Source organism: Homoserinimonas flava (genome assembly GCF_054969005.1).
This window is the reverse complement of the sequence record NZ_JBUEQS010000001.1, coordinates 1,067,027-1,084,406: the sequence shown is the minus strand read 5'-3', so window position 1 is coordinate 1,084,406 and position 17,380 is coordinate 1,067,027. Positions and strand designations below refer to the sequence as shown.

At 68.2% G+C, this 17,380-nt stretch carries 11 protein-coding genes; 6 read left to right on the top strand and 5 right to left on the bottom strand.

The window, feature by feature from the left end; all coding sequences use genetic code 11:
* Positions 1-152: 152 nt before the first annotated feature.
* Positions 153-1,700 (top strand): SPFH domain-containing protein, encoded by a 1,548-nt coding sequence (locus tag ACY48M_RS05110; RefSeq protein ID WP_462819144.1) that lies wholly within the window; start codon positions 153-155, stop codon positions 1,698-1,700.
* On the opposite strand, the gene ACY48M_RS05105 is transcribed toward ACY48M_RS05110, so the two are convergent.
* From ACY48M_RS05105 to ACY48M_RS05085, 5 genes are all read right to left on the bottom strand, one after another.
* Positions 1,666-2,595: a TIGR01777 family oxidoreductase gene (locus tag ACY48M_RS05105; protein WP_462819143.1), complete on the bottom strand. Its 930-nt coding sequence runs from the start codon at positions 2,593-2,595 to the stop codon at positions 1,666-1,668. The genes ACY48M_RS05110 and ACY48M_RS05105 overlap by 35 nt on opposite strands.
* 55 nt (positions 2,596-2,650) lie before the next feature.
* A complete protein-coding gene (locus ACY48M_RS05100; protein WP_462819142.1) occupies positions 2,651-3,154 on the bottom strand; it encodes a pyridoxamine 5'-phosphate oxidase family protein in 504 nt (167 codons plus the stop codon).
* 96 nt (positions 3,155-3,250) lie between these two features.
* On the bottom strand, positions 3,251-6,637 hold the full coding sequence (locus ACY48M_RS05095) for an error-prone DNA polymerase (protein WP_462819141.1): 3,387 nt from the start codon (positions 6,635-6,637) through the stop codon (positions 3,251-3,253).
* A 37-nt stretch (positions 6,638-6,674) separates the two neighbouring features.
* The gene (locus ACY48M_RS05090; RefSeq protein WP_462819140.1) at positions 6,675-8,255 is read right to left on the bottom strand and encodes a DNA polymerase Y family protein; all 1,581 of its coding nucleotides are present in this window, start codon (positions 8,253-8,255) and stop codon (positions 6,675-6,677) included.
* 20 nt (positions 8,256-8,275) lie between these two features.
* Positions 8,276-8,974 (bottom strand): hypothetical protein, encoded by a 699-nt coding sequence (locus ACY48M_RS05085; RefSeq protein WP_462819139.1) that lies wholly within the window; start codon positions 8,972-8,974, stop codon positions 8,276-8,278.
* 211 nt (positions 8,975-9,185) lie between these two features.
* Here ACY48M_RS05085 and ACY48M_RS05080 point away from each other — a divergent pair, with 211 nt between their 5' ends.
* The 5 genes from ACY48M_RS05080 to treZ all read left to right on the top strand — a co-directional run bounded on the left by ACY48M_RS05080 (position 9,186) and on the right by treZ (position 17,334).
* Entirely contained in the window at positions 9,186-9,989 is an 804-nt protein-coding gene (locus tag ACY48M_RS05080) for a CPBP family glutamic-type intramembrane protease (RefSeq protein WP_462819263.1), read from the top strand.
* Between the two features lie 8 nt (positions 9,990-9,997).
* Positions 9,998-10,984, top strand: a complete 987-nt coding sequence (locus tag ACY48M_RS05075) for a serine hydrolase domain-containing protein (RefSeq protein WP_462819138.1) — start codon at positions 9,998-10,000, stop codon at positions 10,982-10,984.
* A 106-nt stretch (positions 10,985-11,090) separates the two neighbouring features.
* A complete protein-coding gene (glgX, locus tag ACY48M_RS05070; RefSeq protein WP_462819137.1) occupies positions 11,091-13,277 on the top strand; it encodes a glycogen debranching protein GlgX in 2,187 nt (728 codons plus the stop codon).
* Positions 13,274-15,586, top strand: coding sequence for a malto-oligosyltrehalose synthase (gene treY / locus ACY48M_RS05065; RefSeq protein ID WP_462819136.1), 2,313 nt, complete (start codon positions 13,274-13,276; stop codon positions 15,584-15,586). Before glgX ends, treY begins: the two co-directional genes overlap by 4 nt.
* Positions 15,583-17,334 (top strand): malto-oligosyltrehalose trehalohydrolase, encoded by a 1,752-nt coding sequence (gene treZ, locus ACY48M_RS05060; protein WP_462819135.1) that lies wholly within the window; start codon positions 15,583-15,585, stop codon positions 17,332-17,334. Before treY ends, treZ begins: the two co-directional genes overlap by 4 nt.
* Positions 17,335-17,380 lie beyond the last annotated feature (46 nt).

The following is a 17,380-nucleotide window of genomic DNA, read 5'->3' as shown; positions in this document are numbered from 1 at the left end:
TATTCCCCCGACAATCACACCGAGCGCTCGATGGGCCTGGCGCGTCGGCGACCACCTCAGACATACTCGAACCCGACGCACAGCGAACACTGTTCGCCACGCTCCCGGTGCGCTGAATCAGCGCCCCGGACATTTCGCGCGAAAGGCCCCGCATGCTCTTCCCCTTCGACCTGATTGGTGCGGTGCTGATCGGCGTCGCCGCCGTGATCGTTCTGGTGCTGCTCTTCATCACGCTTCGCGGCATCAAGATCGCCAAGCCCGACGAAGCGATCATCGTCACCTCGCGGCAGAAGGGAGCGCGGGCGGCGAGTGGCGAGTTTGAGAATGCCGGCCAGAAGGTCGTCTTCGGGTCTCGCGTCTTCGTCAAGCCCATTGTCGAAGCGCACTTCAAGCTCAGCCTGCGCAGCCGGCAGCTCAACGTGCAGGCCACGGCGCAGACCCGCGACGCCATCACCATCAAAGTCAACGCCGTCGCGGTGGTGAAGGTGGGTGGCTCTGAGGCAATGGTGCGCGCGGCCGCTCAGCGATTCCTCAACCAGCAAGATCAGATCGAGACCTCGACCGAAGAGGTGCTGAGCGGATCGGTGCGATCGATCGTCGGCCAGCTCACCGTCACCGAGATCATTACGAACCGCTCGGCCCTGCAGGGCCAGGTGCTTGAGGCCGTGCGGGAGTCGCTCGACGTGCAGGGACTGCAGATCGACACGCTCCAGATCAAGGAGATCGACGACGACCACGGCTACATCCGCGACCTCGGGCGTGGTGAGGCGGCCCGCGTGAAGCAGGTCGCCGAGATTGCCGAATCCGTCTCGCGCCAGGCCTCAGAGGAGGCCCGCATCGCGGCGGAGCAGGCGGTCGCAGAGCAACAGCGCAAGCTCGACCTGCGCAACGCCGAAATCCAGAAGGAGACCGACAAGGCGCGTGCCGAGGCAGATGCGGCTCGCCCGCTCGCCGAAGCCATCTCACAGCAGGAAGTCATCTCGCAGCAGGAGCTCACCGCGCAGAAGCGGGTCGGCCTGCGCAAGCAAGAGCTTGACGCCGAGATCCGTGCGGTCGCCGACGCCGAAGCCTATGCGGTGCAGAAGAACGCTGAAGCCGCCGCTGGTGCCGCAGTCGCGAAGGCCGACGCCGAACGAGATGCGCGCAAGTCGGCCGCCCAGGCCGTCGAGGCCGAGTCCGTCGCCGAAAAGAACTCGCGCCAGTTCGCCGCGCAGGCCGTCGAGGCCGAGGGCATCGCCGAGAAGAATCGCCGCATCGCGGCCTCCGAAGCACTCCGTGCGGAGGGTGACGCTGAGGCCGACGCCATCCGTGCGAAGGGTTCCGCCGAGGCCGAATCAGCGCGGGCACGCGCCGAAGCCCTCGAGGAGCGTGCCACCGAACTCCTGCGGCAGCAGCTCATCGAGAAGCTGCCTGAGATTGTGCGGGCAGCATCCGAACCACTCTCGGCGATCTCGAACATGACGGTGATCTCGGGCGACGGTGCCACGCAGCTCGGCCAGAGTGTTGCCGGTCAGCTCGCGACGTCAACGCAGATCATCAAGGATCTTGTCGGTATCGACATTGCCGACATCGTCACGGGCCGAGCGACGGGCGAAGCCGTTGGCGTTGCTCTCGCCGGCGCCTCGGGCCAGGGCGCGACGGGTCAGGGTGCCTCGGGTCAGGGCGCTACGACGAAGAAGGCTGCAACACCGACGCAGTGACCGCGAGCTCGGCGGTGGCGTCACGGAAGGTGAAGCCATCGTCGAGCAGCCGCTGCGGCACCACGCGCTGGTCTGCGAGGAGCAATTCGCGGCCCGCGTCGGCGAGGGCCGCGATGAGCGCCCACCGCGGGGCCGGCAGCCAGTAGGGTCGGCCGAGTTCGCGAGCGAGACTCCGCCCGATCGTCGCAGCCGTCGCCGGCGTCGGCCCGACAAGGTTCACCGGGCCCGCGAGCACAGACTCGAAGATGAGGTGACGGATGGCCGCCGCCTCGTCGTGCAGGCTGATCCACGGCCACCACTGCTCGCCCGTGCCGAGCGGCCCTCCCGCCCCGAGGTTCGTGAGCAGCCGGAGGGGGGCGAGGGCTCCACCTTCGCCGATGACGAGCCCGGTGCGTGCATGGACGACGCGTGTTGCGTTGTCGGCGGCCGCCGTTGCGCCCTCCCAGGAGGCGACGACGCGGGGCAGAAAGCCGTCGCCCTGAGGTGCCTGCTCTGTGAGGAGCTCGCCCGGCCGATCACCATAGAAACCAACGGCCGAGCCACTCACAAATACGGCGGGCGGCGTCGGTGCTGCCGCGATGGCCCGCGCAAGGGTCTCGGTCGCGTGGACCCGCGACTGCAGAATCTGCCGCTTGTAGCGATACGTCCATGGCAGCCGCGAGAGCGATGCTCCCGACAGGTTGACCACAGCATCAACACCATCGAGTGCCTCGGGGGCGAGTCGCCCGGTCTCAGGGTGCCACTCGACTTCGTCGCTGCGCTCGGTTGCTCGCCGCACCAGGCGTCGCACGGTGTGCCCTTCGGTCTGAAGTTGACGCACAAGTTCGGCACCGATGAAGCCGGATGCGCCGCCGATGAGCACGGTGCGGTGCGGGGGAGTCGCTGGCTGGGTCATGGGCTGAGCGTACCCGCGTCGGCTGACCGCACCGCGTATCCGCGCGCGACGGTGTTCAGAGTTCGACGGTGCGATTCTCCCCGACATCCGGCCGGTCGCCAGTGAAGACGGCCTTCACGATTTTGAAGGCCGACACAAGGCCGGGGTCGTTCGTGTGCCAGTATTCGGCCGATTCGGGTCGCACGCGGAGGAGGGCGAGCGTCGGGTCGGTTTTGCCCTCCGGGAACCAGGCCTCGACGGCGGGGCTCCAGTACTCCTCGATTCGGCCGAGGTCGTGCACGACCTCGGCGGTGCCGGCGATCGACAAGAAGCCTTTGCCTGACTGGAAGGCCGCGTTCACCTGGGGATGGCGACGAATGTCATCGACTTTGTCACTCGGGTCCTGCGTGAAGAACCAGAGTTCGCCCGTGAAATCGAAGTCCTGCACGGCGAGGGGCCGACTGTGGTGGTGGCCATTGGCGCTCATGGTCGTGAGCAGGGCAACCTTCGATTCGCGCACGATCTCCGCGATCGTTTTCAGGTCCTCCTCAGTGGCGAAGGGGGTTTCGTGGGTGGTCATGGTGTCTCCTAAGACGGTGGTGTCTGGTCGTGACGCTGTGGACGGTACCCCCGTCGACTGAGTTCTGCGTGGGATCCGCTGAATTTCTGCGACCGGTCACCGAAAGTCGCGCGACGACGTGCGCACGGGCATCGTGAGCGTCTCGAAGCGGTCGGCGACGAGGTTGACGACCCCGTCTGGTGAACGCTCGAGGATGCCGCGGACGATAAGTGCCGGCGATTCCCTCGCCACGCGGCGATAGCGGGCCCACACGCCCTTGCTCGCGATGACGTTGAGCATGCCCGTTTCATCCTCGATGTTGAGGAAGGTCATGCCGCTCGCGGTGCGCGGCCGCTGCCGGTGGGTGACGACGCCGCCCGCCTCGACCCGGCGCCCCGACTCTTCGCCGCCGAGTTGCGCGATCGACCGCACCCCGCGCGCCTCGAGGTGGCCTCGGATGTGACGCACCGGGTGGTCATCGGTCGAGATGCCGGTCGCCCACAGGTCGTAGGCGACCTGTTCGGCTGGCGAGAGCATGGGCAGCAGGGGTGGCTGGATGCTTAGGCCGCTGCCCTCGAGGGTGTCTGGTCGTTCCTGCGCGGCCGCCCCCGCATCCCACAGGGCTGCGCGCCGTGACATGCCGAGCGAGTCGAACGCACCGGCCGAGGCGAGGGCTTCGAGTTGCTCACTCGTGAGCCCGACCCGCCGCGCGAGGTCGGCGAGATCCCGGAACGGGCCGGATTCGTCGCGTTCTGTGACGATGCGCTCCGCGAGCTTCGCGCCGATGCTCGTGACACCGGCCAGCCCGAGCCGCACCGCGAAGGCCCCATCGCGGCGATGGTCAATGGGGTCGGGGCGTGCCCGATCGAAGGGCTCGACGGGTGGCTGCTCGAAACGGAGGCAGGCGTCAGAGCCCGTCGCCGCTGTATTGGTACCGCCCGCATCCGGCCCGAGCGGTTCGAGCGTCGCCTCGGCGAGGGAGTGCAGGATGTCGGGCCGCAGCACCGTGACACCGTGTCGCCGTGCATCCGCCACCAGTGTCTGGGGTGAGTAGAACCCCATGGGCTGGGCGCGGAGGAGCGACGCGAGAAACGCGCCGGGGTAGTGCAGTTTGAGCCACGAGCTCGCGTAGACGAGCACACCGAAGCTCAGCGAATGCGACTCCGCGAACCCGAAGTTCGCGAAAGCCTCGATGCGGGCGTACACATCGTCGGCGGTCGCGCCCGTGATGCCGTTGCCCGCCATGCCCGCATAGAGCTTGGCCTTGAGGGATTCGATGCGCTCGATGCCGCGCTTCGACCCCATGGCGCGCCGCAGCAGGTCGGCGTCCTCCGCCGAGCAGCCCCCGACCGCGACCGCCATCTGCATGAGCTGCTCCTGGAACAGGGGAACCCCGAGGGTGCGCCTGAGCACCGGTTCGACGAGCGGATGCAGGTAGGTGACGGCTTCCTCGCCCGTGCGGCGACGGATGTACGGATGCACGGCCCCGCCCTGGATGGGGCCCGGCCTGATGAGCGCGATCTCGACGACGAGATCGTAGAAGCAGCGGGGCTTGAGCCGGGGGAGTGTCGCGAGCTGCGCGCGGCTCTCCACCTGGAACACCCCGATGGCGTCGGCCCGGCACAGCATGTCGTAGACCCCCTGCTCCTCGCGCGGCAGCGTCTCGATAGTCCACCGCTCGCTGTGATGCTCATCGCTCAGGCGCTCGTCGATGAGGTCAAAGCAGTACTGCATGGCGGCGAGGATGCCGAGCCCGAGCAGGTCGAACTTCACAAGCCCCATCCACTCGCAGTCATCTTTGTCCCACTGCAGCACGGTGCGACGCTCCATGCGGCCGTGCTCGATGGGGCACACCTCGCCGACGGGCCGCTCCGTGAGCACCATGCCGCCGGAGTGGATGCCGAGATGGCGGGGGGCCTTGAGCATCCGTTCGGCGAGGTCCACGACGGGGGCGGGGATGTCGTGGCCGCCCCCGATGTCGTGCCAGCGTTCGACCTGCTTCGACCAGGCATCCTGCTGCCCCTGGCTGAAGCCGAGCGCTTTCGCCATGTCGCGGACGGCATTCTTGGGTCGGTAGCTGATGACGTTCGCGACCTGGGCGGCGTTGCGGCGACCGTATTTCTCGTAGACGTACTGGATGACCTCCTCGCGCCGGTCGGAGTCGAAGTCGACGTCGATGTCGGGCTCCTCCTCGCGCAGGCTCGAGAGGAAGCGTTCGAAGGGCAGCCCGTAGAAGATCGAGTCGACCGCCGTGATGCCGAGCGCGTAGCACACGGCCGAGTTCGCGGCCGAGCCACGACCCTGGCAGAGGATGCCGCGGCCCTTCGCGAAGCGCACGATGTCGTGCACGATCAAAAAGTAGCCGCTGAAGTCTTTCGCCTCGATCACACGGAGCTCCTGCTCGAGCCGCTCGTGCACCGACTCGTCGGCGTTCGGGTATTTCTCGAGCGTGCCGAGCCGCACGAGCTCGCGCAGCCACGACATGGGGGTGTGATCGTCGGGCACGTCCTGCTTCGGCAGCTTGGGCCGCGCGGCGCGGAGGGGGAACGCGAGCTGCTCGGCGAGCTCGACCGTGCGGGCGACGGCACCGGGGTAGCGCGCGAACCGTTCCGCCATTTCGGCCCCGCTCCGCAGGTGGGCGCCGTCGCTCGACGGCAGCCAGGCATCCATGTCGTCGAGGCTGCGTCTGGCGCGCACGGCGGCGACGGCGGCGGCGAGCGGATGTTCCTCCGGCGTCGCGTAGTGCACCGCATTGGTCGCGATGGTCGGCAGGCCGCTGCGGGCGGCGATGCGCGCGAGGGTGTCGTTGTGTTCCGTGTCGAGGGGGCCGCCGTGGTCGAAGAGTTCAACCATGACGTTGTCGTGCCCGAAGCGGGTGACGAGCCGGTCGAGCTCACGTGTCGCCCCAGCCTCACCCTCGGCGACGAGCGCCTGCCGCACGGAGCCCTTGCGGCATCCGGTGAGCACGACCCAGTGGCCGTCGGCCGTGGCCGCGAGCTCGTCGAGGTCGTAGATGGGGCGGCCCTTCTCCGCCTCGGCGTCGAGCTGCGCGGTCGTGATGGCCCCGGCGAGCCGATGGTAGCCCTCTTCGCCCCTCGCGAGCACGAGCAGGTGTTCGCCCTCCGGGTCGGCGTGACCGTTTTGCGGCGCGCTGAGGCCGAGCGAGAGTTCGGCGCCGAACACGGTCGCGAGGCCGGTGCCCTCGGCGGCTTCGGCGAGACGCACGATGCCGTAGAAGCCGTCATGGTCGGTGAGGGCGAGCCCGTGGAGCCCGAGCCGCACGGCCTCATCGACGAGCTGCTGGGGGGAGGAGACGCCGTCGAGAAAGCTGAAGTGGGAGTGCACGTGAAGCTCGGCGTAGGGGACCGACGGTTCAAAGGGCGCGTCGAGCGCTACGGATGCCTCGGCCACCGGCGCGGCGGCAACCCGTGTCTGCGGCAGGCGCTCGCCGGAGAGTGCGCGCTCGAGCTCAGCCCAGGTCACCGGCGGGTTGCTCCACCCCATTTCTCATCCCTCTTCTCGGTGTCGGTGTCGGTGTCGGTCAGTCGTAGCGGGCCTCGACGACCCAGCGCTGCTGTTCGAGCAGCAGCAGCCAGCCGTCCCCGTGATCGTCGACGACCTGGAACCGGTCGAGCCGCCGCGCCCGCACCGGGTCCCACCAGCGCTGGCGGATGGGCCACGGCCCCGCCCACGCCGTGACGCGACGCCTGGCGGGTGGCTCGAACGTGAGCCAGGCGGGGGTACCGCTCACGCGGCCTCGCCGGTCGACGCCGACAGCCACACCCTCCGCCGTGAGCACGCTCGCGGCGCGCGGCGGTTCGTAGATGGTCGCGGGGGCCGGGGCGGGCAGGCTTCCCGGCCATGGCCGGTCGGCGGCGAGGCGGGCTGCGGAGGGTGGCGCGTCGCCCCACGGCACGAGCACGCGCCGTTCGGTGAGCAGCCGACCGCCACCCGGCACGGCGGTGAGCACGGACTCGTGCCCCAGCATGCTCTGGATGCGGGAGAGACCGTGGTGGATGCGTTCATCGGGGCTGCGACCCCAGAGCCCGTCCTCGTGATTGCCGATCGCGTCGACCTGGGAGGGGCTGAGACGCACGCGGGCGATGGGCGCATCGAGTCCCGTGTCGGTGCCGTCGCCCTGCAGTTGCCAGCGCACACGGTCGACCACGTCGGCCGGCGTGAAATAGCGCGGGTGGCTCCATTCGCGATCAGAGACGGCGTGGCGTTCGGTCGTGACCTGCACCCGGATGCCGGTGCAGACGAGCCCGGCGGTTGTGAATCCTCCCGCGAACCGTTCGGCGACCGTGCGGAGTGCGAACGCGATCTGGTCGATGCGGTCGAGGGGCGGCTCGAAGTCGATGGCGGCGTCGAAGTCGCGGGGCGGCACGCGCGGCACGATCGGCTGGTGGTCGAGCCCGCCGGCGCGTGCATGGGCGAGCGCACCCTGTTCGCCGAATCGGGCTCGCACATCAGAGGGCTCGAGGGCCGCGAAGTCGCCGAGCGTGCGGGCACCGAGTCGACGGAGCAGTGGGCTCAGCTCGGGCTCGCCCATGGTTTCGATGGGCATGGGGGCGAGGAAGGCGGGGGAGGCCCCTGGCGGCACGATGAGCACACGGTGCCCGTCGGCACCGGGGGTGGCGAGGTGGGCGGCCTGTTCGGCGGCGAAGCGGCTGTCAGCGATGCCGATCGATGCGGTGGGGCGGTCATCGTCGAGCATGCGGTCGAGAAGGGCGGCGGCCGCCTGGCGCTCGCCGCCGTAGTAGCGCGCGGCACCGCGCGCCCGCACAATGCAGAGCCCTGGCCGGAGGGGTTCGACGCCGGGGATGATCTGCTCGATGGAGCTGAGCACCGGTTCGAAGGCGCGGGCGTCGGCGGTCTCGTCATAGGACGTGATGGTGAGTTCTGGGCATCGCAGTTGGGCCTCCCGCACACGGAGGCCGCGGCGCACCCCCTCGCTGCGGGCCTCGGCCGAGCAGGCGATGACGAGGCCCTTGTCGATGATGGCGACGGGGGCCGTCGGCGGCAGCCCCTCGCTCGCCCTCGCGGCGGCCACCGGCCAGTCGGCGAACCAGGTCACCATGGCGCGCATGGTCGAGTGCGCGTGCATGGTCGACTCGTGCATGGTCGAGGGCTCGTGCATGGTCAGCCCGCGAGTTCTGGGGCGAGGCGCAGCCCCTGCGGGCTCGGCTCGTCATGGTGTGCCGTGGTGTCGGTGGCGATGGGGAGCGTGAGGGTTCGCGTGCGTTCCCGCCCGCCCCTCGGGGTGACCTCGATGCGGAGCCGTCGGGTGGTGAGGTGCCCGTGGCCAGCCCCGAGCCCCGACCAGGTGCTCGCGGTGGCGCGGAGGGTCGCGTCGGCGTGGGGCCAGTCGCCGAGCACGACGAGGGTGCTCTCGCGCTGGCGCAGCCTCGCGGCGAGCCTCGCCGCCTCGGTGGGAGCCATGCGGGCCGGGGGAGCGGCGATGACGATGTCGAGCACATCGGTCATGGCGGCCGCGACCGCCATCCAGCGCGTGTCGGGGCTGGGCACGAGCACGAGACGATCGAGGTCGATGCCGAGTTCGGCGGCGGCCTCCGTGCTGAGGGTGGGCAGGCCAAGCGCACCGCACCATGCGCCCTGCCGGGACGGGCCGGCGATGAGGGCGATGGCGAGACTCGTCGACCCTGTGACGGAGTAGGTGCCGCCAGGTCGCAGCCCCTCTGGGAGGATCGCGCGCACCGCCTCGAGCATGGGCAGCGAGCGTTCGGCGAGCTTGGTGGCCTGCATCTGCCGGATGCGCGCCTGCAGCTCCGATACCGCGGCGGGCATCGGGGTGGGGCGGGCATCGGCGAGCAGGGTCATGCTGCAAGTTTCGAACATATGTTCGAACAACGCAACAGAAAGAACGGCTCAACTTCGCTGGGGCGTTTCCCAGCCCGGCGCACGCGGCGATGAGGGGTTTTCGGCAAGATGAGCCTGCCGCGGCGGGGTCATCTCGCCGAAAACACCTCATTCGCGAAGCCCGGCAAGGACTTCGGATGCTCGGGTAGGGCATGCTGGAACGGTGACCACCATCGAGACCGAGCGAGGGCCATACGCCCGCAAGCTTCTGCCCACCGCCCTCATCTCGATCTCGGCGCTGCTGCTCTTCGGTGTGCAAACCCCGTTCGGCTACGCGACGATCGCGGCCGGCCTGCTCACGGCGCTCGCCGTCGACCGCGAGCTCCTCAAACACCTCACGCTCATCGCGGCCGGCCTGCTCATCATCAGCACGGTGCCGCTCAATGCCGACCTCAGCCTGGGGCACATGGCGGCGATGGGCACGGTGCTCGCGCTCGCCGTCATTGTGCCGTGGGTGGTCTCGCGTTACGTCTACAAAGAGCGCATCATCAAGTTCCCCATGTTCACGGGTCAGAAGTGGTCGCTCACGGCGAGGCTCTACCTCCTCGGCGTTGTCGTGCTCGGCTACCTCATCCTGCCCGTCTACCTCATCAGCACGGGCGTCTACCAGAACTGGCCGGATGCCTCCTCCGATCCCACGATCTTCTGGCGCCTGTTCATCGGCGTCAACGCGGTGGGCATCTGGGATGAGCTGTTCTTCATCTGCACCGTCTTCACGCTGCTCATCAGGCACTTCCCGGTGTGGCTCGCGAACGTGCTTACAGCGGTCATGTTCTCGTCGTTCCTCTGGGAGATCGGCTACGAGGCGTGGGGCCCGCTCCTCACCTTCCCCTTCGCGCTCCTGCAGGGCTACACGTTCCGCCTCACCAAGTCGTTTACGTATGTCGTCTCGGTGCACCTGCTGTTCGATCTCGTGCTTTTCCTCGCGCTCGTGCACGCACATGACCGCACCTTCTTGCCGATCTTCATCTACTGAGGCCATCGATGGGGCAGACTCCGGATGCCGCGGGCGACCCGGCGCTCGCCGAGCTCCTGCGTTCGCGGCTCGGGCGGCGGCATCCGGTCGCGGCGGTCGCGACGGTCACCGGCGGGGTGAAAAGCACCGCGGTGCTCGGCGCACCTTTGGAATCCCGTTTCGAGATCGGGTCGATCTCGAAGGGTGTGACCGGGTTGCTCTATGTCGATGCGGTCGAGCGCGGCGATATCGCCCCGGAGACCCGGCTCGGTGCGCTGTTGCCGCTCGAGGGCAGCCCGGCCGGCGGGGTCACGCTCGCCTCGTTGAGCACCCACACTTCCGGCCTGCCGCGTCTCGCGCCGGCGCCCGGGCTGCTGAAGCGGAGCATCGATCTCTGGCGGCATGGCACAAACCCGTATGGCGAGTCGCTCGAGGAGCTGCTCGTCGATGCGCGCCGGGCCGAGGCGAAGCCGACCCGCAGGCCGAACTACTCGAACCTCGGGTTCGAACTGCTTGGGCACGCGGTCGCCGCGGCCGCGGGCATGAGCTACTCGGCACTGCTACGGGAGCGTCTCTCCGAGCGACTGGGCACGACCTCGTTCGGTGTCCTTGGGTCTCCAGCCGAGCTTGGCGAGCACGATCTCCTCGGGCGCGCAGCGCGTGGCCAGCCGCGGGAGGCGTGGACGGGCGAGGCCGTTGGTCCGGCCGGGGGCATCCGCTCGACGCTCGACGACATGGCGACACTCGCGGTCGCTCTCCTCGACGGCACCGCCCCCGGTGTCGCGGCGCTCGACCCGGTCATGAACATGACGGGCCCGGCGGTGCGCATCGGGGCTGCCTGGCTCACGATCGAGTCGAAGGGTCGCCTCGTGACGTGGCACAACGGTGGCACCGGGGGGTTCCGCAGCTGGATGGGCCTTGACCGTGAGGCTGGCACTGCCGTCATCGTGCTCTCGGCGACCTCGGCATCCGTCGACCGCTACGGCTTTGATCTCATCGCATCGCTCGCCTCCTGACAGGTGGGGCCGCGCCGGGATCGCATATAGCAGGTGGCAAACGCCATTCACCGCGAGTTTGCCGCGAGCACTGTGGGCGTGGCCCGGGAGCGAATAGCGTGAGCGCATGGAGACTTGGCCCGGTTCGGCATATCCACTCGGCGCAAGCTACGACGGCAGTGGCACGAATTTCGCGATCTTTAGCGAGGTCGCCGATCGCGTCGAATTGTGTCTCTTCGACGACGCCCGGGTGGAGACGTGCGTCGAACTCACTGAGGTCGACGCGCACATCTGGCACTGCTACCTGCCAGATGTGCAGCCTGGCCAGCGCTACGGCTACCGCGTGCACGGGCCGTGGGACCCGAGCGAGGGCCTGCGCTGCAACCCCAACAAGCTCCTTCTCGACCCCTATGCCAAGGCCACCCACGGCACCATCGACTGGGACCAGGCCCTCTTCGCCTACAACTTCGGCGACCCAGACAGCCGCAACGACGACGACTCGGCACCGCACACCATGCTCAGCGTCGTCACCAACCCCTTCTTCGACTGGGGCGGGGACCGGCATCCGCGCACCCCCTACAGCCAGAGCCTCATCTATGAAGCCCATGTCAAGGGGCTTACCATGCTGCATCCTGATGTCCCCGAGGCGATGCGCGGCACGTATGCGGGCGTCGCACACCCGTCCGTGATTGAGCACCTCAAACACCTCGGTGTGACGGCGATCGAGCTCATGCCAGTGCACCAGTTCATCAACGACGGCACGCTGCAGGAGAAGGGCCTCGCCAACTACTGGGGCTACAACACGATCGGATTCTTCGCCCCGCACAGCGAATATGCGGCGACGGTCGACTCCGGGCAGCAGGTGCAGGAGTTCAAGGGCATGGTGCGCGATCTTCACGCCGCCGGCATCGAGGTCATCCTCGACGTCGTCTACAACCACACGGCGGAGGGCAACCATCTCGGGCCGACGCTGAGCTTCAAGGGCATCGACAACGAGACGTATTACCGCCTCGAAGAAGACGACAAGCGGTACTACACCGACTACACGGGCACCGGCAACAGTCTCAACGTGCGCCAACCGCACTCGCTGCAGCTCATCATGGATTCGCTGCGGTACTGGGTCACCGAGATGCACGTCGATGGGTTTCGCTTCGATCTCGCGGCGACTCTCGCGCGTGAGTTCTACGACGTCGACCGTCTCTCCTCGTTTTTCGAGCTCGTGCAGCAAGACCCGGTGGTCTCGCAGGTCAAGCTCATCGCCGAGCCGTGGGATATCGGCCCTGGCGGCTACCAGGTGGGCAACTTCCCGCCCCAGTGGAGCGAGTGGAACGGCAAATACCGCGACACGGTGCGCGACTTTTGGCGGGGCGAAGTGTCGACGCTCGGTGAGTTCGCGTCGCGCCTCACCGGCTCGGCAGACCTCTACGAGCACTCGGGCCGCCGCCCCGTCGCATCCATCAACTTCGTGACAGCGCATGACGGCTTCACGCTCGCCGACCTCGTGTCGTACAACGAGAAGCACAACGGTGCGAACGGCGAGAACAACAACGATGGTGAATCGCACAACCGCTCATGGAACAGCGGAGTGGAGGGCCCGACCGACGATCCAGCGGTGCTCACCATCCGCGCGCGCCAGCAGCGCAACTTCATTGCCACCCTGCTGCTCTCGCAGGGGGTTCCCATGCTCTCGCACGGCGACGAGATGGGCCGCACACAGCGGGGCAACAACAACGGCTACGCGCAAGACTCGGAGCTGACCTGGATGCACTGGGAGGAGGCCGACCAGCCGCTCGTCGCATTCACGGCGGCGGTATCGAGGCTCCGTCACGATCATCCCGTGTTCCGTCGCAGTCGCTTCTTCCATGGCCGGCCGGTGCGCCGCGGTGAGGGCGAACCCCTGCCTGACCTCGTGTGGCTCGGTGCGGAGGGTGAACCGATGCAGCCGGAGGACTGGGACGAGACGCTCAATCGCAGCGTCGGCGTCTTCTTCAACGGGCACGGCATCAAAGAGCGGGATGCCAGGGGCCGCCGTGTGAGCGACGTCAACTTTCTCGTGTACTTCAACGCCGCCGGTGAGGATGTCGAGGTGACGCTGCCCGCCGAGGAGTATTCGCCCGAGTGGGAGATCGTCGTCGACACGGCGGGCGAAGAGGTCGACTCCATCGCGCGTCCGGCCGGTGCCCGCCAGAGCGTTGCAGCGCGCTCGCTCGTCGTCATGCGCGCGTGGAGCGCCCCGACGGAGCGACCGGACCACTCGGTGGCTGCGTCACTCGCGGCCGCGGTGACGGCGCCAATCCCGCAGGTGGCCAGGTGACCGAGCCGCAGCATCCAACTTCGACGTACCGGTTGCAGGTGCGGCCGTCGTTCGATCTCGACGCGGTTCGCGGGGTGACCGACTATCTCGAAACCCTCGGCGTCGATTGGCTCTACCTGTCGCCTCTGCTCGTCGCCGAGCCTGGCTCCGACCACGGGTACGACGTTGTCGACCACAGCAGGGTCGACCCGGCCAGGGGCGATGCCGCAGCGCTCGCCGCCGTCGCTTCGGATGCCGCAGCCCGCGGCATGCGCATCATCGTCGATATCGTGCCGAACCATGTGGGTGTCGCCACTCCGCGGCAGAACGCCTGGTGGTGGGATCTGTTGACCCACGGCAGGGATTCGCTCTACGCCGAGGCGTTTGACGTGGATTGGGCTGCGGGCGGCGACCGGATCCGCATTCCGGTGCTCGGCGATGATGGACCAGAGGGGGACGGGCTTTCGGCGCTCACGCTGGGCGACGGGGTGCTGCGCTATCACGAGCACGAGTTCCCGGTCGATCCTGGCACTGAGGGCGATGACCCGCGTGAGGTGCATGCGCGCCAGCACTACGAGCTTGTGCACTGGCGTCGTGCTGATGCTGAACTCAACTACCGTCGCTTCTTCGCCGTGAATTCGCTCGCTGGCATTCGTGTCGAGGTGCCGTGGGTGTTCGACGAGTCGCACCGCGAGATTTTGCGCTGGGTCCGGGAGGGGCTCGTGCATGGGCTTCGGGTCGATCATCCGGACGGGCTTGCCGACCCGCTCGGGTATTTCGAGCGGCTGCGCCGGGCGTCAGGCGATGTCTGGTTGCTCGTCGAGAAGATCCTCGAGGGCGACGAGTCGCTGCCAGCGGAGTGGCCTGTTGACGGCACGACCGGCTACGACGCGCTTGGCGACATTGACCGCGTGCTGGTCGACCCTGCCGGGCGACCGGCGCTCGATGCGCTCGAAGCGCGGCTCCAGGGGCGCGAGGTTGCCTGGTCCGAGCTGGTCCACGATGGCAAGCGTGGCATCGCCGACGGCATCCTGCGTTCCGAGGTGTTGCGGCTGGCGCGGCTCATCCCTGGGGCAGATCCCGATGCGCTCGCCGAGGTGCTCACCACCTTTCCCGTCTACCGTTCCTACCTGCCGAGCGGGCGCGATCAGCTCGATGCCGCGCTCGCCGAGGCGCGTCGTCGTCGCCCAGATCTGGGGCTCGCGATCGATGCGCTCGCTCCCGTGCTCGGCGACCCCGAGCATCCGGCCGCCATTCGCTTCCAGCAAACCTCAGGCATGGTCATGGCGAAGGGTGTTGAAGACACCGCGTTCTATCGCTTCAGCCGGCTCGCCTCGCTCGCCGAGGTGGGCGGCGACCCAGGGCATTTCAGCATCACGGCGGAGGAGTTTCACGCGCGTCAGGCCGTGAGGTTGGCGTCGCATCCGCGCTCCATGACGACGCTGTCGACGCATGACACGAAGCGCGGTGAAGATGTGCGGGCGCGCATCGATGTCATCGCCGAGATTCCCGAGGAGTGGGATGCCGCGCTCTCGCGTCTGCGCGAGCTCGCGCCCCTCGGTGACGCGCCGTTCGAGAATCTGCTCTGGCAGGCAATTGTTGGCGCGTGGCCGGCGTCGCGTGAGCGCCTCCACGCCTACGCAGAGAAGGCGGCGCGTGAGGCGGGCACCTCGACGATGTGGACGGCACCGGATGCCGCGTTCGAGTCGTCGATGCACGCCCTGGTCGATGCGGCGTTCGATGACGCCGAGGTTTCGGCGATTGTCGGCGGAATCGTGGCACGTCTCACGCCCCCCGGCCGCAGCAACGCTCTCGCGGCAAAGCTGCTGCAGCTCACGATTCCGGGCGTGCCCGACGTGTATCAGGGCAGCGAACTCTGGGAGCACTCACTCGTCGACCCCGACAACCGTCGTCCCGTCGATTTCGCAGCCCGTCGTGCGCTGCTCGCTCGGCTCGATGAGGGCGAGCGGCCGGTGATCGACGATTCGGGGGCGGCGAAGCTGCTCGTGACCTCGCGGGCACTCCGCCTGCGTCGGCACCGTCAGGAGCTCTTTACCGGGTACGAGCCGCTCTTCGCCGATGGTGTGGCGGCCGCGCATGTCCTCGCGTTTGACCGCGGCGGTGCCGTCACGGTCGCGATGCGGCTCCCGCTCGGGCTCGAGGCTCTCGGCGGATGGGGTGACACGACGATCACCCTCCCGGATGGCCTCGTCGATGAGTTCACGGGCACCAACCACGGGGGCACCGTGCGGCTCGATACTCTGTTCGCCAGGTATCCGGTCGCGCTGCTGCGTCCGGCCGGTGACTGGCCTGCGGGGGAGGCGCGATGACGGTGAGCAAGAACGCGTTCGAGGTGTGGGTTCCCGAGGCAGCGCGGGTCGAGCTCGTGCATCCCGGCGGCGCGGCGGCGATGGTGCGCGGCAATGGCGGGTGGTGGCATCCGGAGGCCCCGGTCGACACGCTCGACTATGGCTTTCGCATTGATGGTCGCGGGCCTTTTCCTGACCCGCGGTCACGGCATCAGCCAGACGGCGTGCACGGCCTCTCCAGGGTGTTTGACGCGGCTGCGCACGAGTGGGCGGATGCCGCGTGGTCAGGTCGCCAGCTCGCGGGTGCCACGATCTACGAGCTCCACATCGGCACCTTCACTGAGGAGGGCACGCTCGATGCCGCCCTCGAGCGCCTTGACCATCTCGTGTCGATCGGCGTCGATTTTGTCGAGTTGCTGCCCGTCAACGCCTTTAACGGCGAGCACAACTGGGGCTATGACGGCGTGGGCTGGTTCGCGGTGCACGATGGCTACGGCGGCCCCGCCGCCTACCAGCGCTTTGTTGATGCGTGCCATCGTGCTGGTCTCGGCGTCATCCAGGATGTCGTCTACAACCATCTCGGCCCGAGCGGCAACTACTTACCGGAGTTCGGTCCGTATCTCAGCGAGGCGGGCACGACGTGGGGGAGCGCCGTCAATCTTGACGGTCCCGACTCCGACGAGGTGCGGCGATACATCATCGACAATGCGCTCATGTGGTTGCGCGACTATCGCGTCGATGGTTTGCGGCTCGATGCCGTCCATGCCCTCGTCGATCATCGCGCGGTGCACCTGCTTGAGGAGCTCGCGGGCGAGGTCGCTGCCCTCAGCGCCGCGGCAGGGCGACCGCTCACGCTCATCGCCGAATCCGACCTCAACGATCCGCGGCTCATCACGCCGGTCGTCGCTGGCGGTATGGGGCTCGACGCCCAGTGGAGCGATGACTTCCATCACGCCGTGCATGTCGCGCTCACGGGCGAGACCAGTGGCTACTATGCCGACTTCGCGCCGCTCGACGCCCTCGCCAAGGTGCTCAGGCACGGGTTCTTTCACAATGGCACGTTTTCGTCATTCCGGGGCAGGGCGCACGGTCGGCCGATCGATGTCGAGCGGATGCCGGCCTGGCGCCTCGTCGTGGCCTCGCAGAACCACGACCAGATCGGCAATCGCGCGATCGGTGATCGGCTGACGGCGCAGCTCGACGCCGGCCAGCTCGGCATTGCGGCGGCACTCACGCTGCTCGGGCCGTTCACCCCCATGCTCTTCATGGGCGAGGAGTGGGCGGCCTCCACGCCGTGGCAGTTCTTTACCTCGCACCCTGAGCCTGAGCTTGGCGAGGCGACCGCGAAGGGCCGCATCGGTGAGTTTGCCCGCATGGGGTGGGATGAGTCGGTCGTGCCCGACCCGCAAGACCCCGCGACGTTTGCACGCTCGAAACTCCGCTGGAGTGAACTCGACGATCCGCAACACGTCAGGATGCTCGAGCTCTACCGTGACCTCGCTGTGCTGCGGCGGCGGCATCCGCAGTTCACTGATCCGCGCCTCGACCGTGTGCGCGTCGAGTTCGACGCCGAGGCGCGGTGGCTCGTGTTGCACCGCGGCGAACTCTCGGTGGCGATGAATTTCGCGGACGAAGCGCGCACCCTGCCCTCCCTGCCCGGCGAAGTGGTGTTCGGCTTCGCGCCGGTGCCGACGGATGCCGCGGCATCCGTCGATGCGAGCGGGCTGACGCTCGCCGCGCACTCCTTCGCCATCGTGCGAGCTGCGTAGCTCAGTGGTTTCATTCCGCCCCTAGAATATTGGGGGGCGTCGAGGC